Annotated in this window: 15 protein-coding genes; 8 read left to right on the top strand and 7 right to left on the bottom strand. The window is 64.3% G+C overall.

The genetic code is table 11. The features are described from left to right. Nucleotides 1–2: 2 nt before the first annotated feature. Entirely contained in the window at nucleotides 3–2102 is a 2100-nt protein-coding gene (locus AC1DYL_RS15325; RefSeq protein WP_477173825.1) for a bifunctional rhamnulose-1-phosphate aldolase/short-chain dehydrogenase, read from the bottom strand. A 178-nt stretch (nucleotides 2103–2280) separates the two neighbouring features. On the opposite strand from AC1DYL_RS15325, the gene AC1DYL_RS15320 reads away from it, so the two are divergent. The 6 genes from AC1DYL_RS15320 (at nucleotide 2281) to AC1DYL_RS15295 (ending at nucleotide 9164) form a co-directional block, all read left to right on the top strand. Further along, nucleotides 2281–3096 carry a DeoR/GlpR family DNA-binding transcription regulator gene (locus AC1DYL_RS15320; RefSeq protein WP_477173824.1) on the top strand — a complete coding sequence of 272 codons (816 nt, stop codon included), beginning with the start codon at nucleotides 2281–2283 and terminating at the stop codon, nucleotides 3094–3096. Nucleotides 3097–3139: 43 nt separating this feature from the next. Next, entirely contained in the window at nucleotides 3140–4135 is a 996-nt protein-coding gene (gene rhaS / locus AC1DYL_RS15315) for a rhamnose ABC transporter substrate-binding protein (RefSeq protein ID WP_477173823.1), read from the top strand. 193 nt (nucleotides 4136–4328) lie between these two features. After that, nucleotides 4329–5834: a sugar ABC transporter ATP-binding protein gene (locus AC1DYL_RS15310; RefSeq protein ID WP_477173822.1), complete on the top strand. Its 1506-nt coding sequence runs from the start codon at nucleotides 4329–4331 to the stop codon at nucleotides 5832–5834. Next, on the top strand, nucleotides 5831–6814 hold the full coding sequence (locus AC1DYL_RS15305) for an ABC transporter permease (RefSeq protein WP_477173821.1): 984 nt from the start codon (nucleotides 5831–5833) through the stop codon (nucleotides 6812–6814). The genes AC1DYL_RS15310 and AC1DYL_RS15305 overlap by 4 nt, the downstream gene beginning before the upstream one ends. After that, a complete protein-coding gene (locus AC1DYL_RS15300) occupies nucleotides 6811–7803 on the top strand; it encodes an ABC transporter permease (RefSeq protein ID WP_477173820.1) in 993 nt (330 codons plus the stop codon). The genes AC1DYL_RS15305 and AC1DYL_RS15300 overlap by 4 nt, the downstream gene beginning before the upstream one ends. Further along, on the top strand, nucleotides 7800–9164 hold the full coding sequence (locus AC1DYL_RS15295; RefSeq protein ID WP_477173819.1) for an FGGY-family carbohydrate kinase: 1365 nt from the start codon (nucleotides 7800–7802) through the stop codon (nucleotides 9162–9164). The genes AC1DYL_RS15300 and AC1DYL_RS15295 overlap by 4 nt, the downstream gene beginning before the upstream one ends. A gap of 23 nt (nucleotides 9165–9187) precedes the next feature. On the opposite strand, the gene AC1DYL_RS15290 is transcribed toward AC1DYL_RS15295, so the two are convergent. After that, nucleotides 9188–9397 (bottom strand): hypothetical protein, encoded by a 210-nt coding sequence (locus AC1DYL_RS15290; protein ID WP_477173818.1) that lies wholly within the window; start codon nucleotides 9395–9397, stop codon nucleotides 9188–9190. A 684-nt stretch (nucleotides 9398–10081) separates the two neighbouring features. Here AC1DYL_RS15290 and AC1DYL_RS15285 point away from each other — a divergent pair. Beyond that, nucleotides 10082–11080 (top strand): LacI family transcriptional regulator, encoded by a 999-nt coding sequence (locus tag AC1DYL_RS15285; RefSeq protein WP_477173999.1) that lies wholly within the window; start codon nucleotides 10082–10084, stop codon nucleotides 11078–11080. A gap of 90 nt (nucleotides 11081–11170) precedes the next feature. On the opposite strand, the gene AC1DYL_RS15280 is transcribed toward AC1DYL_RS15285, so the two are convergent. Next, nucleotides 11171–11578 carry a tautomerase family protein gene (locus tag AC1DYL_RS15280; protein ID WP_477173817.1) on the bottom strand — a complete coding sequence of 136 codons (408 nt, stop codon included), beginning with the start codon at nucleotides 11576–11578 and terminating at the stop codon, nucleotides 11171–11173. A gap of 97 nt (nucleotides 11579–11675) precedes the next feature. Between AC1DYL_RS15280 and AC1DYL_RS15275 the strand changes: the two genes are divergently transcribed. Continuing rightward, nucleotides 11676–12545: a LysR family transcriptional regulator gene (locus AC1DYL_RS15275; protein WP_477173816.1), complete on the top strand. Its 870-nt coding sequence runs from the start codon at nucleotides 11676–11678 to the stop codon at nucleotides 12543–12545. A 6-nt stretch (nucleotides 12546–12551) separates the two neighbouring features. Here AC1DYL_RS15275 and AC1DYL_RS15270 read toward each other — a convergent pair whose 3' ends face one another. The 4 genes from AC1DYL_RS15270 to AC1DYL_RS15255 form a co-directional block, all read right to left on the bottom strand. Further along, nucleotides 12552–13583, bottom strand: a complete 1032-nt coding sequence (locus AC1DYL_RS15270; RefSeq protein WP_477173815.1) for an aldo/keto reductase — start codon at nucleotides 13581–13583, stop codon at nucleotides 12552–12554. A 97-nt stretch (nucleotides 13584–13680) separates the two neighbouring features. After that, complete coding sequence (locus tag AC1DYL_RS15265; RefSeq protein WP_477173814.1) at nucleotides 13681–15492, bottom strand: ABC-F family ATP-binding cassette domain-containing protein; 1812 nt, start codon at nucleotides 15490–15492, stop codon at nucleotides 13681–13683. 342 nt (nucleotides 15493–15834) lie between these two features. Continuing rightward, nucleotides 15835–16311 (bottom strand): iron-responsive transcriptional regulator RirA, encoded by a 477-nt coding sequence (rirA, locus tag AC1DYL_RS15260; RefSeq protein ID WP_477151564.1) that lies wholly within the window; start codon nucleotides 16309–16311, stop codon nucleotides 15835–15837. A 195-nt stretch (nucleotides 16312–16506) separates the two neighbouring features. After that, entirely contained in the window at nucleotides 16507–17553 is a 1047-nt protein-coding gene (locus AC1DYL_RS15255) for an aldo/keto reductase (RefSeq protein WP_477173813.1), read from the bottom strand. Nucleotides 17554–17734: the final 181 nt, after the last annotated feature.

Here is a 17734-nt window from a genome sequence, read left to right as displayed (position 1 = left end):
GGTCAGCGCGTAAAGCTCTGCGCGTTGCCCGCGTCGACGTTGATGATGTTGCCGGTCGATTTTGCCGACATGTCGGAGGCCAAGAAGTAGATCGCCTCCGCGATATCCTCGGGGAACACGCTCAGCTTGAGCATGGAGCGCTGGCGATACATTTCCTCGAGCCCCTCCTTGTCGGTCTTGTAAGTCGAGGCGCGCTGTTCGAGCCACTCGCCAGCCCAGATCTTGGAGCCACGCAGCACCGCGTCCGGGTTCACCACATTGACGCGGATCTGCTCGGACGCGCCTTCCAGCGCGAGGCAGCGGGCAAGGTGGATTTCGGCCGCCTTGGCAGTGCAATAGGCCGCGGCATTCGGCGACGCGGCAAGCCCGTTCTTCGACGCCACGAACACCACGTTGCCGCCGAGCTTCTGCGCCCGGAACATGCGGAAGGCTTCCCGGCTGACGAGGAAGTAACCCGTCGACAGGATGTCCATGTTCTTGTTCCAGAGCTCCAGCGTCGTCTCCTCGATCGGCGCCGACGACGCCAGCCCGGCATTGGAGACGAGGATGTCGATACCGCCGAACTCCACCGCGGTCTCCGCAAAGCCTGAGATGACAGCCTCTTCCCTGGTGACGTTGAGGTTCACCGGCCGGACGAAGTCCTTGCCGAACACCTTGCCCAGTTCCTCGTTCGCCGCGGCCAGCGCCGTCTCGTCGATATCGGCGAGCACCACGCACGCACCCTCGCGCAACAGCCGCACCGCGGTTGCCTTGCCGATGCCGCCGGCGCCGCCGGTGACCAGCGCAATGTGCCCGGCCAGCGACTTCGGCTTCGGCATGCGGGAGAGCTTGGCTTCCTCGAGCAGCCAATACTCGATGTCGAACGCTTCCTGTTCTGCCAGCCCCTGATAGGTCGAAACCGCAGATGCTCCCCGCATCACATTGATGGCATTGACGTAGAACTCACCCGAAATGCGGGCCGTCGCCTTGTCCTTGGCGAAGGTGAACATGCCGACGCCCGGCATCAGGTAGACCACGGCGTTGGCATCGCGGATCGCGGGGCTGTCCGGGTGCTTGCAGCGGTTGTAGTAGCCCTCGTAGTCGGCGCGGTAATCCGCCGTCGCCTTCTCGAGCCCTGCCACCACCGCATCGATATCGGGCTTTGCCGGATCGAATTCGATCACCAGCGGCCGGATTTTTGTCCGCAGGAAATGGTCGGGGCACGAGGTGCCCAAGGCCGCCAGCGGCTTCAGGTCTTTCGAGCCCACAAACTCCAGCACCGCGGCGCTGTCGTCGAAATGCCCCAGCATCTTGAACTCGTTGGAGATCAGCCCGCGGATCCTGGGCATCAGCCGCGCTGCGATCGCCCGACGGTCGGCCGCCGGCAGCGGCGCCACCACCTGGCCGCCAAACGCCGCCTTGCCCGCGGTTTTCGTCTCAAACCAGGCGATCGCCTTGTTGATCGTGTTGATGGTCTGCTCGTAGCACTCATTGGGCGTGTCGCCCCAGGTGAACAGCCCGTGGCTCTCGAGGATCACGCCCTTCGCGCCGGGATTTTCGAGACAGAATTTCTCCAGCCACAGCCCGAGCTCGAACCCCGGCCGCTTCCACGGCAGCCAGCCGATCTCGTCGCCGAAAATCTCCTTGGTCAGTGCCTTGCTATCCTCGCTCGCTGCGATCGCGATGATCGCATCGGGGTGCATGTGGTCGACAAAGGCGTGCGGCACATAGGCGTGCAGCGGCGTATCGATCGAGGCGGCGCGCGGGTTCAGGTTGAACGTCGCGTGCGGCAGGTAGCCGACCATCTCGTCCTCGTGCGCGAGCCCGCGATAGAGCCCCTTCAGCGCGCGCAGCTTGTCCATATAGAGCGTCGAGAAGCCGTCGAGCTTGATCGAGGCCGAGTCGCCGCCCGAGCCCTTCACCCACAGCACCTCGACGTCCTGCCCCGTCAGCGGATCCTTCTGGAAGATCTTCGACGAGGTATTGCCGCCGCCATAGTTGGTGACGCGCTTGTCCGAGCCCAGAATGTTGGAGCGGTAGACCAGCCGTTCCGGCTCGGTCATCCCTGCCGCCTTGGCATCGTCCCAAAGGTTTTGCAGGCGCGCTGGCGCGGTCCCCGACATGATATTCCTCCCGAAGGCATTGGTCCTGATTTGGTATCGGACATGCCTCCGAAGGGCTGGCGCTGTCAATCAGAAACACTCAATAACAATCAGAGTTGGGCCGAAAGTCGCACTCTCTGCGGTGTAATGATTGACACTGACGGGTTTTGGTGAAATTGAGGCAGTAAGGGAGAAGACTTTGCACGAAACCGAGCGACACAGGGTCATTCTGGCCGCGGTCCAGGCGCGCCCGCTGGCGACGGTGGCCGATCTGGTGGACATCACCGGCACGTCGGAAGCCACCATTCGCCGCGATATCGCTGCCCTGCACGTGCAGGGCCGGCTGCGCCGTGTCCGCGGCGGCGCCGAGGCCATCAACCCGCCCGAGCAGGGCAGCCTGATGGGCCGCCCCTTCTCGGTCAACGAAACCATCAATATCGGCGCCAAGCGTGCTATCGCCCGCGCTGCCGCCGATCTCTGCAAGGACGGTGAGCCGATCATCATCAATGGTGGCACCACCACCTACCAGATGGTGCACTACCTGACGGGCCGCCGGCTCTCGGTGTTCACCAACAGCTTCGGCATCGCCGAGCACCTCTTGCACAACTCGCGCAACAGCGTCGTCATTCCCGGCGGCACCGTCTATCGCGAGCAGAACGTCATCCTCTCGCCGTTCGGCGGCGTGGTCGCCTCGCACTTTTACGCCAAGCGCATGTTCATCGGCTGCCAGGGTCTCGGCCAGCACGGCCTGATGGAAGCCGACCCGATGGTGGTGCAGTCCGAGCTGGCGCTGATCGGGCAGGCCGAAGAGCTGATCGTCCTGGCAGACTCCTCGAAGTTCGAGGGGCGCTCCAGCCTGATCCTGTGCGGGCTCGATCGCATCTCCATGGTCATCACCGATAGCGGAATCCGCGACGAGGATCGCACCATGCTGGAGAAAGCTGGTGTCGGCCTCACCGTGGTCGATGCCGCCATAGAGACTAACGAGAACAACAAATCCCAATCGGTCGCCTGACCGGCTGGCAATAACGACTAACAACCGCTCAGGGAGGATTATCATGAGCCTATTGAAGAAACTGGCCGTCGCAACGGCGCTGACCGCAGTGCTGCTGTCGGCCCCCGCCGCGCTCGCCCAGACCAAGATCGCACTGGTCGTGAAGTCGCTCGGCAACGGCTTCTTCGATGCCGCCAACAAGGGCGCGCAGGAAGCGGCCAAGGAACTCGGCGACGTCGAGGTGATCTACACCGGCCCGACCACGGCGACCGCCGAAGGCCAGATCGAGATCATCAACTCGCTGATCGCCCAGAACGTCAACGCCATCGCGATTTCTGCCAACGATCCGGACGCTCTGGTTCCCGCGCTCAAGAAGGCGATGGAACGCGGCATCACTGTGATCAGCTGGGACTCGGGCGTTGCCGCCGACGGTCGCCAGGTTCACCTCAACCCGTCCGATACCAACCTGATCGGCGAGACCATCCTGAAGCTCGCTGCCGACTACCTGCCGGATGGCGGCGACGTTGCGATCCTTTCGGCCTCCTCCACTGCCACGAACCAGAACGCCTGGATCGAAGCAGCCAAGAAGGTGCAGCCGGAGAAGTTCCCCAAGCTCAACATCGTCGCCACCGTTTACGGCGATGACGACTCGGTGAAATCCACCAACGAAGCCAAGGGCCTGATCGCCTCCTACCCGAACCTCAAGGCGATCATCGCGCCGACCACCGTCGGCGTCGTTGCCGCCGCGCAGGTGGTGACCGACGACAACCTGATCGGCAAGATCAACGTCACGGGCCTCGCCCTGCCGTCCGAGTTCAAGCAGTTCATCGACAACGGCGCTTCGCAGGCCGTGGCGCTGTGGAACCCGATCGACCTCGGCTACTCGGCCGTGCAGATCGCCTACCAACTCGCGACCAAGAAGGTTGAGGCCAAGCCCGGCGCCACCATCTCGATCGGCCGCGTTGGCTCGATCACGCTGGACGACACCAACTCGGCCGCCATGGCTGCACCGTTCGAGTTCAACAAGTCGAACATCGAAGAGTTCTCGAAGATCTACTGAGGTCTCTGACCCGGGCCCGGCGGCGCTCGCGCTGCCGGGCTTTCTGTTTCCACACCCACGGTGTCACCCCGGCGCAGGCCGGCGCCCATCCCGAGGTTCCACCACCCACGCCGACAGCCGCATCTCAGGCTGGATCCCGGCCTTCGCCGGTATGACATCGGTGAATGGGTTGGCAAAGAGTACAATGCCCAGCATGCCCGAACCCAAGCTCTCCCTTTCCGGCGTCACCAAGTCCTTCCCCGGCGTGCGGGCGCTGCACGAGGTGAGCCTCGAGCTCTATCCGGGCCAGGTTACCGCGCTGATCGGCGAGAACGGCGCCGGCAAGTCCACCCTGGTGAAGGTCCTCACCGGCATCTACCAGCCGGACGCTGGCGAGATCGTGCTCGACGGCAAGCCGGTGCACTTGAGCTCCGCCCACAAGGCGTTCGAGCTCGGCATCACCGCCATCCACCAGGAAACCGTGCTGTTCGACGATCTCAGCGTGGCTGAGAACATCTATCTGGGCCATGCGCCCAAGACCCGCTTCGGCACCATCGACTGGACGCTGATGCGGAAGAACGCCCGCCAGGTGCTTGATGACATGGGCGCCGGCCACATCGATGCCGAAACGCGGCTGCGCGACCTGTCGATTGCCAACAAGCACCTCGTCGCCGTCGCCCGCGCCATGTCGATCGACGCCGAAGTGGTGATCATGGACGAGCCGACCGCGGCGCTCTCCCACAAGGAGATCGAGGACCTGTTCGTCCTGATCGAACTGCTGAAGGAGGACGGCAAAGCGGTGCTGTTCATCAGCCACAAGTTCGACGAGATCTACCGCATCGCCGATCGCTTCGCCGTGTTCCGCGATGGCGAGATGATCGGCAAGGGCCTGATCGACGAGACGCTGCAGAACGACATCATCCGGATGATGGTCGGCCGTTCGGTCGATCACATATTCCCAGAGCGCGCGCCGACCATCGGGGAGCCCGTGCTGAAGCTCGATGGCCTGAGCCATCCCACCGAATTCGACGATATCGGCTTCGAACTGCGCCGCGGCGAGATCCTCGGTTTCTATGGCCTCGTCGGCGCCGGCCGCTCCGAGGTGATGCAGGCGATCTTCGGGCTGACCAAAACTTCGCGCGGCTCGATGACGCTCGACGGCGCGACGTTCGATCCCCAATCGCCGGCCGACGCCATTGAGGCCGGCATCGTCTATGTGCCCGAGGAGCGCGGCAAGCAGGGCGTGGTGGTCGACCGGCCGATCGTCCAGAACGTCTCGCTGCCGTCGCTGAAAAAGACCTCGCGCCAGGGCTTCCTGCAGATGGCCGAGGAGTTCGCGCTGACCCGCAAATACACCGAGCGGCTGGACCTCCGCGCCGCCTCGCTCAGCCAGAATGCCGGCACGCTCTCCGGCGGCAACCAGCAGAAGGTGGTGATCGCCAAGTGGCTCGCGACGCAACCCAAGGTGATCATCCTCGACGAGCCGACCAAGGGCATCGACATCGGCAGTAAGGCCGCCGTCCACGCGTTCATGGCGGAGCTGGTGGCCGGGGGGTTGGCGGTGATCATGGTGTCGTCCGAACTGCCCGAAGTGATGGGCATGTCCGACCGCATCGTGGTGATGCGCGCCGGGCGGATCGACGCCATCCTCGACAACAAGGACCTCACCGCCGACGGCCTGGTCAAGCGTGCCATCGGCGCCCATGAGGTGGCAGCATGAACCGCATCCTCAGGCTTCGCGAGTTCTGGCTCGCCATCGGCATCGCGGTGATGATCGGCGCCATCGCCACCCGCGCGCCGAGCTTTGCCGCGCCGGCCAATCTCGCCGACATCTTCAACAACACCGCCATCCTGATGATCCTGGCGCTCGGCCAGATGGTGGTGATCCTGACCCGCTCGATCGACCTGTCGATCGCTGCCAATGTCGCGCTCTCCGGCATGGTGATCGCGCTGCTCAATTCCACCATGCCGTGGATCCCGGTGCCGCTCGTGATCCTCGCGGCGCCGCTGATCGGGCTGGCGCTCGGCGCGGTCAACGGCTTCCTCGTCTGGAAGCTCGATATCCCGGCGATCGTCGTGACGCTCGGCACCCTCACCATCTATCGCGGCACCACCTTCCTCGTTGCCGGCGGGCAGTGGGTGAACGCCGCCGAGATGACGCCCGACTTCATCGGAATCACCCGCATTGAGCTCGTCGGCCTGCCGCTGCTCAGCTGGTTCGCCATCGTCATCGCCGCAGTGTTCTACGTGGTGATGACCCGCACCCCGATCGGCCGCTCGATCTATGCCATCGGCGTCAACCCGACGGCCTCGGTCTATGCCGGCATCAATGTGGGCCGCACCAAGTTCATCGCCTTCTGCATTTCCGGGCTCGTCGCCGGGCTTTGCGGTTATCTCTGGGTGTCGCGCTACGTCATCGCCTCGTCCGAGACGGCGGTGGGCTACGAGCTGCAGGTGATTGCTGCCTGTGTCATCGGCGGCGTTTCGATCGCCGGCGGCGTCGGCACGGTGGGCAGCGCGCTGCTCGGCGCGCTGTTCCTCGGCGTCATCAACTCGGCTTTGCCGGTGATCGGCGTCTCGCCGTTCTGGCAGATGGCCATTTCCGGCGCCGCGATCATCCTCGCCGTCGTCCTCAACGCCCGCGCCGGCCGCAAGACCGGCCGCATCATCCTCAAGCGGGCGGAGGCCGTCGCACCATGAACGACCAGACCCCGGCCACGCGCCACATCCCCGACCGGCTCGATAACCCGCTGCGTTCGGCGCTGTTCAGCTGGCCTAGCCTGCTGCTGGTGGTCGCCCTGGCGATCTTCATCGCCAACTCGCTGGCCTCGCCCTATTTCCTCTCGCCCTGGTCGCTCAGCGACGCGACCTTCAACTTCACCGAGAAGGCGCTGATCGCGCTCGCCATGGCGCTGCTGATCATCTCGGGCGAGATCGATCTTTCGGTCGCTGCGATCATCGCGCTGGCCTCGACCGCCATGGGCTTCGCGCTGCAGTTCGGCGTCGATACGCCGGGGCTGGTCGCCATCGGCATCGGCACGGGGCTGATCTGCGGCGCCTTCAACGGCTTCCTCGTCACCCGGCTGGGGCTGCCCTCGATCGTCGTCACCATCGGCACGATGAGCCTGTTCCGCGGCATCAGTTTCATCGTTCTGGGCGACCAGGCCTTCAAGGGGTACCCGGCGAGCTTCGCCTTCTTCGGCCAGGGCTATGTCTGGTGGGTGGTGTCGTTCGAGTTCCTGCTCTTCCTCGCCGCCGCCGCCATCTATTACGTCGTGCTGCACCGGACGAGCTTCGGCCGCCGCATCTTCGTCATCGGCAATAACGCCACGGCCGCACAGTTCTCGGGCGTCCGCGTCGAGCGGGTGAAGTTCGTGTTGTTCTGCCTCACCGGGCTGATGGCCGGCATCGCCTCGGTGCTGTTGACCAGCCGGCTCGGTTCGACCCGGCCGTCGATCGCCCAGGGCTGGGAGCTCGAGGTCATCACCATGGTAGTGCTCGGCGGCGTCTCCATTCTCGGCGGCGCCGGCTCGATCATCGGCGTGGTGATCGCCGCGTTCATCATGGGGCTTGTAACGTTCGGCCTGGGGCTCTTGAATGTCCCCGGAATCGTCATGTCGATCTTCATCGGACTGCTGCTCATCGTGGTGATCGCCCTCCCCATCGTCTACCGGATGATCCGCAAGTGACCTGTCACAAGGTCGGGGTCATCGACATTGGCAAGTCCAATGCGAAAGTGGCTGTCGTCGATCTCGACACCCGCACCGAGATCGCCGTGCGCAAGCGGCCCAATTCCGTGCTCCGCGATGGGAAGTATCCGCATTTCGACATCGACGGGCTCTGGGATTTCGTCATTGGCGCGTTGCGCGAACTGAACGCCGAGATCCCCTTCGACGCGCTCAGCGTCACCACCCACGGTGCCTCCGCCGCGCTGATCGATGCCGATGGCGAGCTGGCCCTCCCGGTGCTCGACTACGAGTTCGCCGGCCCCGACCAATTCTGGGCCGAGTACGACCGGGTCCGGCCGAATTTCTCCGAGAGCTTCACCCCGCGGCTGCCTGGTGGGCTCAACCTCGGGGCTCAGCTCTTCTGGCAAGCCCACGTATTTCCAGCCGAATTCGCCCGCACCAAGTGGATCCTGCCCTATCCGCAATACTGGTCGTTCCGCCTCACGGGCGTCGCCGCCGCCGAGATCACCTCGCTCGGCTGCCACACCGACCTGTGGGATTTCACCACCGACCTCTACTCCTCGCTGGTGATGAAACAGGGGTGGCTCGACAAGTTCCCCGAAGTCCGCCCCGCCTCCGATGTCCTCGGCGTCACCCTCCCTGCGGTGACCGCCGCGCTGGGACTGAAGCGCCCGCTGCCGGTCTATTCCGGCATCCACGATTCCAACGCTTCGCTGCTGCCGCACCTGCTCGAGCGCGACCCGCCCTTCGGCCTCGTCTCCACCGGCACCTGGGTGATCGTGGCGTCGCCCGGCGGCGATATCGATCACCTCGATCCGGCCCGCGATTGCCTCGCCAATATCGATGCAATGGGACGTCCGGTGCCTTCATCGCGCTTCATGGGCGGCCGAGAGTTCGAGATGCTGACGACGCCGCGCGAACCCTCAGCCGAAGCAATCGAGCGGGTGCTCCGCGAGCGCATCACCCTCACCCCGTCAGTGGTGCAGGGCTCGGGCCCGTTCCCCAACCGGCAGGCGCAGTGGACCGTGCCGCGCGACCAGTTGAGCGATGACGAGGTCTACGTCGCCACCTCGTTCTACCTGGCGATGATGACCGCCGAATGCCTAACGCTGACCGGCGCCGAGAACCACACCGTGGTCGAGGGCCCGTTCGCCGGCAACGGGCTCTATCTGCGGATGCTGGCGGCAGCGACTGGGCGTCCGGTGGAGCCGGTGAAGCGCAGTGCGACCGGCACCTCGATTGGAGCAGGCTTGCTGGCGCGGATGGATCGGCCGCTTGCCGATGGCCATGCGCCGGTTCTGGTGGAGAGCGATGCTGCTGCCGCCGCCTATGCGTTGGACTGGCAGAAGTTCATGAACTAAGGGGCCCCTAACGGGACCCCTTGTCAGGCTTGCGGACGCAATGCGTCGCGCACTGCCGCCTCGGCAGCTTCGATGCTCTCGAAGATCTGGCCATCCACTCCGAACGCGTCGAACTTGACGGCGAGGAAGCGGAAACCTGCATCGAGCGCAACCAGAACACCCTTCGGCTCGCCATCGACATCGACGGCTATGGGCTTGGCGCTATGTGGCTTTTCGAACGGGGCATGCTGCATGGAATGACCTCCATCGGCACGTCTCTAGGGACGGCCGGGGTGTTACCTGAACTGTGAGACGAATGGGTGACAGAGGTCACATTCGTTGGGGTCGGTAACACCCGTTGGAGCGATCTACCCATTTACCAATAAGCCCGGTTTGGAGAGTGGTGCGAATTGCGATGTGCATGTTCGTCTCCTTCCGGCGGCCATCGGCCTGGGTGATTCCAATGAGGGCGAGAATAGCTCGTCGCCCGCAGCTTTTCTGTGGCGAACCTGAGTCCGCCATCTGGTGGTTATACGGCGTCGGCTGCCGCAGGTCTATCCGGCTTTCGTCGTCGATCTCGTAAACATAGGCGGGCCACGGCCGCTTCGCCAGCCCGGCGCGTTCCAAACCGCTAGCATCAAAGTGAAATTTCCTGCCCATTAGATTTGATCGGACGAAAAGCTCGGCGCGTCGTCATGGCCGCCGCAACGGTTGCTACCAAAGTATGCCAGCGTGATGGAAGCCTTGGGCTTCCTGCCTTGAAATCGATTGCATAATCTGTTGAGCTACGCCTGAGCGGATCTGGGGAGCATCGCCGCTCACCCAATATGCCTCGCAAGAAGGCATCATCCGCTCGAGGGAGGACATCGTTGGCCGATACGGAAACGCGCGATAAGAAGCGCGCCAAAGGTCGTCGCCCTCTTGGCGTTGACGGCGCCATCAAGCCGGGCGGCAAGCCCACCTTGCGCACCATTGCAGAGATGACCGGCCTCGCGATCACCACGATTTCGCGTGCGCTCAACAATGCGCCGGAACTGTCGGAGGAAACCCGCGTTCGGGTGCAGAAGATCGCGGCCGAAATCGGCTACGTCCCCGACCGCACGGCCCTGCGGCTGAAGACCGGGCGCACCCACGTCATTGGCCTGATCCTCGATCCGCACGACGAAATCCTCGGCTTCGGCCAGTCGATGGTCTCGGGGCTGACGGCGGCGCTGCGCGGCACGCCCTACCACCTCGTCATCACGCCGACCTACGCCAATGCCTCGCCGCTCGACCCGATCCTCTACATCCTCCGCAACAAGGCGGCCGATGGGGTGATCTTCTCGCGCACCGAGCCCGACGACGACCGGGTGAAGCTGCTTATGGAGGAGAACTTCCCCTTCGTCTCGCACGGGCGCACGGCGTTCCCGTCGCCGCACCCCTATGTCGACTATGACAACTATGCCTTCGCCCATCACGCGGTGATGCGGCTCAAGGCCAAGGGCTGCCGCAAGGTGACGATCATCCTGCCGCCCGACCGTTTCAGCTTCGGCTATCACCTGCGCGATGGCTTCATGGCGGCAATCAACGAGACCGGGCTCGCTTACGAGATCATCGACGGCGCCACGCTCGACAACACCGCCGACGAAATCCGCCTCGCCACCATGCGGCGGATCGCCCAGCCCGACGCGCCGGACGGATTCATCTGCACCGGCGACGCCGCTGCCCTATCGATCATGGCGGGCATCACCGATGCCGGCCGTCAGATCGGCAATAACGTGCAGATGGTGGTGAAGCAGACTTCCGGCATCTTCAGCCAGGTGCGGCCCAAGGTCGACGCGATCTTCGAGGACACCGCGCTCGCCGGCAAGCAGATGGGTGAACTGCTGCTCCGACGGATTAATGGCGAAGCAGCGGAGAATCTGCAGATTTTGCACGAACCGGAGATCTGGTTCTGAGGGCGGCGGCCTGATCTCGAGATGGGCCCCGGCACAAGGGCGGCGTGACATCGAGGGTGTTGATAGAGCGGTGCTGCACTGCATTGACGCTTAGCCGTCGGTTCCGCGCTGCTGCGCCAGGGCCATGGCGAAAACGCCGTTGCCCACACTCCAGTCCGAGTAGTCGTTCTCATGGGCGAAGATGAAGACGTCCTTCGGGGAGACGGCCGCCCGGGCTTCGAGATTTTCCACAATTGCGGCATAGAGCGCCCGCTTCATCGCATCGCTCCTGCCCCGCCGCATGGTGATCTCGACCACGATCAGCGCGTCGGAACGGGCAATGCCATTAAAGCCACGGTCGAAGAAGAAGTCCTGATCGCGATACTCGTTGACGAGGTTGAACAACTCGTCCCTGGGCATGCCGATGCTGTCGACCAGGGCGACATGAATGCCCTCAACGATATGACGCTTGCGCGCGGGATCCATTCCGAAGGGGACGGCGGTTCTGACGAAGGGCATGGCTCAACCTGACACGTTGCAATGCTGGCTGAATTATCACAGTGCTGTCGCCGTACATATTGACACCTTGGCCGCTTCATTGTGAGCTCGAGTCACAATGAGACTTCAAAGAAACCTGCCCCTCGCGGCCCTGCGCGCTTTTGAAGCCGCCGCGCGCCATGGCCAGCTGACCGCCGCAGCCGAGGAGCTCGCGGTGACGCATGGGGCGGTCAGCCGCCATGTCAGCCATCTCGAAGTGCTTATTGGAACGCCGCTTTTCGAGGGGTCGCGCAATCGTCCGACGTTGACAGCGGAAGGCCGCGTCTTCGGCTTCGCGCTCACCGCCGCCTTCGACCAGATGGAGGACGCGCTGCGCATCATTGCCAAGAGCGATGATACGATACTGGATGTGGGGTGCCTCAGCACTTTCGCGATGCGCTGGCTCATCCCCCGCCTGCATGATTTCGCGGCACGATATCCGCGCTATGACGTGCGCCTCGCCACCGACGACAGGCCGGTCCGCACCCCAGTCGATGCGCAGATCCTGGTGGTGCCGCCGGACGCGCCGACCCCGGAAAATGCCAGCCTGCTGTTTCACGAAAAAATCGGCATGGTCCTTGCGCCATCGATGGCCGATGTGGCGGGGTTGCCGCGCCTGGAGACCCAGACGCGCAGCCAGATCTGGCAAGATTGGGCGCGCCTCGCCGGTGAGCCTCGGCAGGACAATGCCGGCGCGATCCGAACGTTCGACCATTATCATCTGACCATCGAGGCGGCGTTGAATGGTCTCGGTGCGGCAATCGTACCGTGGCATCTCATTGCCGAGGATGTGACGCGCGGCCGGCTGCTGGCGCCTCGCGGCTTTCTGGACAGCAATTATCGCTATGTCGTGAGGGTCGACCGGCCTGGGAGACGGAAGACGGAACATTTCGTGGCCTGGCTGAGAGAAGCCGTCGCCAATTTCCCATCCCCACCACCTCAGGCCTAGTCTGAGTTACCGCCCGCCCTCGATCTTGCGGTGACGCTGGTTCACGCCGCCCTTGCCGTATGGATAGTCGGCGATCTCCGGCGCGCTGGCGTCCGTCAGCTTCTGCGTGTTCTCGGCATCGAGCTTGAGACCAGCGGCAGCGAGATTGTCCGCCAGCTGTTCCCGCGTACGTGCCCCCAGAATCACCGAGGTCACCGCCGGGCGGTCGGCGAGCCAGGCGAGGGCGACCTGCGCCATCGACACGCCGAGGGTGTCGGATACGTCCTGCAGCACGCCGATGATCCGCCAGGTCCGCTCCTGCGCATTGCGCGGGCCGTAGGACTCGGAGCCGCGGTTCGGGTTCTCGCCGAGACGTGTCGCCCCGGTCGGCTGCTGGTCGCGCTTGTACTTGCCCGACAGCCAGCCGCCGCCGAGCGGCGACCAGGGCAGCAGCCCGATCTGCGCGTCGAGCGCCGCCGGCACGATCTCGTGCTCGATGTCGCGGACCAGCAGGTTGTATTGCGGCTGCAGCGTCACCGGCGGCGCGAGGTTGCCCATCTTGGCGAGGAACGACGCCTTGGTCAGCTGCCAGCCGATGAAGTTGGAGAAGCCGTAATAGGCGATCTTGCCGTTGCGGATCGAGTCGTCGAGGAAGCGCAGCGTCTCCTCCAGCGGGGTCAGCGCGTCGAAGGCGTGCATTTGGTAGAGGTCGACCTGCTCGACGCCAAGACGGCGCAGCGACGCGTCGAGCGCCTGGCCGAGATGCCGGCGCGAGAGGCCGAGATCGTTCGGCCCGGTCCCCATCGGGAAGCGGCCCTTGGTGGTCACCACCACCTGCTTTGCCGCGTCCGGACGGGCCTTCAGCCAGCGGCCGACAATCTCTTCGGACTTGCCGGCGGAGTAGACGTCGGCGGTATCGAGGAAGTTGCCGCCGGCGGCGACATAATCGTCCATCAGCTGGAACGAGGTGGCTTCGTCGGCTTCGGCACCGAAGGTCATCGTGCCAAGAGTGAAGGCGGAGACGACGGCGCCGCTATTGCCGAGCTTACGATATTGCATGGTATTCCCTCGATGGATTGAATCGCTTCAACGCTGTCTAGCGCGCGTGCGATGTCCCGTCGAGTCGACCATCGGCTAATGACGATAGAAAGACGATCTAGCCCTCGATTTGTTCGCGCAGGGCTTCCAGCGTCAGCCACTCGTCCTCGGCCTTGGCGAGAGCTGCCTGGGCCTTTTCCAGCGCCTTGCCGGTGTCGGTGAACTTCTGCGGGTTCTTGGCGTAGAGGCTGCCATCGGCGAGCGTGCCGTTGAGCTTGGCGATCTCGGCTTCGAGTTTCGCCATCTCCTTGGGCAGCGTTTCCAGCGCGTGCTTCTGCTTGAAGCTCAGCTTTTGCTTTGCCGGATGCGAGGTGGTCTGCGGCAAGGCCGCCTGCTTGCCACCCTTGGTCTTGCCCGCATTGGGCGGCGCGGTGACGCCATAGCCGCGCTGGGTGACCATGTCCGAATAGCCGCCCGGATACTCGGTCCACTGGCCACCGCCGTCGGAGACGATCACCGAGGTCGCCACCCGGTCGAGGAAGTCACGATCGTGGCTGACCACGATCACCGTGCCCGGATAGTCGGCAAGCATTTCCTGCAGCAGGTCGAGCGTTTCGAGATCGAGGTCGTTGGTCGGTTCGTCCAGCACCAGCACATTGGAGGGCAGCGCCAGGACGCGGGCCAGCACCAGCCGGCCGCGCTCGCCACCCGAGAGCTTGCTGACCGCCGTGCCGGCTTGCTCGGGCCCGAACAGGAAGTCCTTCAGATAACCCATGAAGTGCTTGGGCTGGCCGTTGATGATCAGGGTGTCGGAACCGCCGCCGGTCACCGCTTCCTTCAGCGTCATCTCGGCGGTGAGCGAGGCGCGACGCTGGTCGAGGCTGGCGAGTTCGAGATTGGCGCCGAGCCGTACCGTGCCGCTATCAGGTTCCAGCACGCCGGTCAGCAGCTTGATCAGCGTGGTCTTGCCGGCGCCGTTGGCGCCGATGATGCCGAGCCGGTCGCCGCGGATCACCCTGGTGGTGAAATCGTTGACGATGACGCGTTCGCCGAAGGCCTTGGAGATGCCCTTGGCCTCCATCACCATCTTGCCTGAGGTCTCGCCCTCGGAGACAGAAATCTTCACGTCACCGACCGAGCGCTTCAGGTCGCGCCGCTCCTGGCGCAGCGCGAACAGGCCGTCGAGGCGGCGCACGTTGCGCTTGCGCCGCGCCGTAACGCCGTAGGTCAGCCAGTGCTCCTCGCGGACGATCTGCCGGTCGAGCTTGTGCCGGGCGGTCTCTTCCTCCTCCAGCACCTGGTCGCGCCATTCCTCGAAGCCACCGAACCCCTTGTCGAGGCGGCGGGTGGTGCCGCGATCGAGCCAGACGGTCGAGCGCGTGAGATCGGCAAGGAACCGGCGGTCGTGGCTGATGATCACCAGCGCCGAGCGGATCGATGAGAGCTCGTTTTCCAGCCACTCGATGGCCGGCAGGTCGAGATGGTTGGTGGGCTCGTCCAGCAGGATGATATCGGGCTCGGGCGCCAGCACCCGGGCCAGCGCCGCCCGGCGAGCTTCCCCGCCCGAGAGCCGCGACGGTTCCTCGGTGCCGGTGAGGCCGAGATGGTTGAGCAGGTAGGTCGCCCGGTAGTGATCGTCGCCCGCCTGCATGCCCGCTTCGACATAGCTGAGCACATCAGCATAGCCGGAGAGGTCTGGCTCCTGCGGCAGGTAGCGGATGGTGGCGCCCGGCTGCAGAAAGCGGCGGCCGCCGTCGGCTTCGATCTCGCCGGCGGCGATCTTCAGCAGCGTCGACTTGCCCGAACCGTTGCGACCCACCAGCGCCACCTTCTCGCCGGGCATCAGCTGCAGTTCGGCGCCCTCGAGCAATTCGGTCGAGCCGAGTCTCAGGCGAATTTGCTGCAGGAACAGAATGGGCGCGGGGGCCATCGGGAAGTCCGGGGTCTAGAGGGGTCGGGCGGCATAGAGCACGTGCGGGCCGCGAGATCAACGCGACGCCGTGCCCGCCACAAAGATGAATGAACCGGGCCTAACGGCCGGAGTCAGAAGCCGTTCAACTGCGACTTGGCAAAAACGCGTTGCCGCCGGCTTCGGGGCAGATTGGCAGGTCTTCGAGGGTCCACTATTCCGGGCCCTTGGCCGCCTGCCGGCAATCCCAGAGAGACTGGGTTCCGCTGCACGAGCAACGCCCTTCGGGTCGGGCGTGTGCAGCGAAAGGGCGGGTGCCGGGCGGTTGGAGTCGGTCCGGCATCCGCTACTTGTACGGAGCGGTCAGTGTGCCGCCTGGGCGATCAGTACCGGTTCCATGTCCTCGAACTTGAGGCCGAGCCGCTCGCGCAGCGACTTACGCTTCGAGGCGAGGTCGGCGATGGTGTAGCTCTCGAGCACGTTGAAGAACGCCCCCAGCGCCTCGCGCAGCGCCGCATTGACGTCGCAGCTCTCGGCCAGCGGACACGTGATGTCGCCGTCCTCGAAGCACTCGGCCATCGAGAAGCTCTCCTCGGTGAGGCGGATGGTATCGAGCAGTGTGATCTCATCGGCCGGACGGCCGAGCTTGATGCCGCCGCGGCGGCCACGCACCGTCTCGATCAGCCCGTTCTCGACCAAGGGCTTGATCAGCTTGAACAGGAACAGTTCTGAAATGGCGTGCGCCTTGGCGATGTCGGCGACGCGGCTGAGGCCAGGGTCGTTCACCGCGCAATAGATCAGGGTGCGGATGGCATAGTTGGACTGGCGAGTCAGTCTCATCGAATCTCCGATTCGGCGGTCACCGCCGACTTCTGCTGCTTCCCCACGGAAGCCCCGCTTTTCAAGGAGTCTTCCGGCTGGATGGGGTCTGGAACTGCCTCACACTTTATAACGGTTCTAAACTTAGTCAAGAAAACATGACGCCGCAGTTCAGGATTGTGCGGGCAGGGGAGATCGGCCTGCCCGCACTATTGGTCATTCGTCCATGTATGGCCGATGCAGCGCGAGGTCGGCCTCGCCGAGGCGGTCCTGCGCGGTGAAGCTCTGATGCCAGTAGGGATAAGGCAGGTTCGGCTGGCTGACCTTGTCGAGCTTTGCCACATCCTCGGCGGTGAGCTTCAGGTCGACCGACTTCAGGTTGTCCTCGAACTGCGCTGTGCTGCGCCCGCCGATGATCACCGAGGCCACTAGTGGTCGTTGCAGCAGCCAGGCCAGCGACACCTGTGCGCCGGAGACGCCGTGGGCTGCCGCTACCTCGTTGATCACATCGACGATGTCCCAGAGCCGATCCGCGTCGTAGATCGGGGGCTCCCTGAAACCGGTAACCTGCCGTCCGCTTTCCGGCTTGGTGTTGCGGGTGTACTTGCCCGAGAGCCAACCGCCGGCCAGCGGCGACCAGACGAGAATGCCGACGCCCTGGTCGAGCCCGAGCGGCACGAGTTCGAACTCAGCCTCGCGCGAATAGAGCGTGTAGTGAATCTGCTGGGCAACGAAGCGCTGGTAGTGCGCCGCGTCGGCAATGGAGAGCGCCTTCATCAGGTGCCAGGCCGAAAAGTTCGACGAAGCGGCGTAGCGGATCTTGCCCTGCTTCACCAGCGTATCGAGAGCCTCGACGGTCTCCTCGAGCGGCGTCTGCCCGTCCCATTCGTGCACGTGATAGATGTCGATGACGTCGGTCTTCAGCCGCTTGAGCGAGTTCTCGCATTCGCGGATGATATGCCAGCGGCTGAGGCCCTGGTCGTTCGGGCCCTTGCCGGTGGGAAAGCGCACCTTGGAGGAGATCAGCAGCTTGTCGCGCCGCCCATCCACCAGCGCTTCGCCGATCATGCTTTCGGACTTGCCGGCGTTGTAAACATTGGCGGTGTCGATCAGGTTGATCCCGTGATCGAGGCAGAGGTCGATCTGGCGCTGCGCGTCCTTGAGTTCTGTCTCGCCCCACGAGCCGTCATTGCCGAACGTCACCGTGCCGATCGACAGCGATGAGACCTTTAGGCCGGAGCGGCCGAGCAACCGATATTCCATGATGTCCCTCCAGTAATTCGTCGGCGCGGACCCTAGACCAGCCCGATGACAATGGGGAGGGCCGGCCAGGACAAATTGCCCGACAGCCACTCGGCTCCGGGGTGCTCGGGTAGTCGGGCGGTTCCGGCGTGGCTTCGACCACGCGGGTAGTCCGCAATATGAAGGCCGTCGCCACGCCGGA

The organism is Devosia sp. P1_H9 (assembly GCF_056405135.1).
The sequence above is the reverse complement of the archived record's forward strand: the minus strand, read 5'-3'. Positions and strand labels throughout refer to the sequence as shown.

Bases quoted from the DNA above. Each gene is read 5' to 3' on its own strand.
- AC1DYL_RS15325 (WP_477173825.1), bottom strand. From the start codon at position 2,102: ATGTCGGGGACCGCGCCAGCGCGCCTGCAAAACCTTTGGGACGATGCC.
- rhaS (WP_477173823.1), top strand. From the start codon at position 3,140: ATGAGCCTATTGAAGAAACTGGCCGTCGCAACGGCGCTGACCGCAGTG.
- AC1DYL_RS15310 (WP_477173822.1), top strand. From the start codon at position 4,329: ATGCCCGAACCCAAGCTCTCCCTTTCCGGCGTCACCAAGTCCTTCCCC.
- AC1DYL_RS15305 (WP_477173821.1), top strand. From the start codon at position 5,831: ATGAACCGCATCCTCAGGCTTCGCGAGTTCTGGCTCGCCATCGGCATC.
- AC1DYL_RS15300 (WP_477173820.1), top strand. From the start codon at position 6,811: ATGAACGACCAGACCCCGGCCACGCGCCACATCCCCGACCGGCTCGAT.
- AC1DYL_RS15290 (WP_477173818.1), bottom strand. From the start codon at position 9,397: ATGCAGCATGCCCCGTTCGAAAAGCCACATAGCGCCAAGCCCATAGCC.
- AC1DYL_RS15280 (WP_477173817.1), bottom strand. From the start codon at position 11,578: ATGCCCTTCGTCAGAACCGCCGTCCCCTTCGGAATGGATCCCGCGCGC.
- AC1DYL_RS15275 (WP_477173816.1), top strand. From the start codon at position 11,676: ATGAGACTTCAAAGAAACCTGCCCCTCGCGGCCCTGCGCGCTTTTGAA.
- AC1DYL_RS15270 (WP_477173815.1), bottom strand. From the start codon at position 13,583: ATGCAATATCGTAAGCTCGGCAATAGCGGCGCCGTCGTCTCCGCCTTC.
- AC1DYL_RS15265 (WP_477173814.1), bottom strand. From the start codon at position 15,492: ATGGCCCCCGCGCCCATTCTGTTCCTGCAGCAAATTCGCCTGAGACTC.
- rirA (WP_477151564.1), bottom strand. From the start codon at position 16,311: ATGAGACTGACTCGCCAGTCCAACTATGCCATCCGCACCCTGATCTAT.
- AC1DYL_RS15255 (WP_477173813.1), bottom strand. From the start codon at position 17,553: ATGGAATATCGGTTGCTCGGCCGCTCCGGCCTAAAGGTCTCATCGCTG.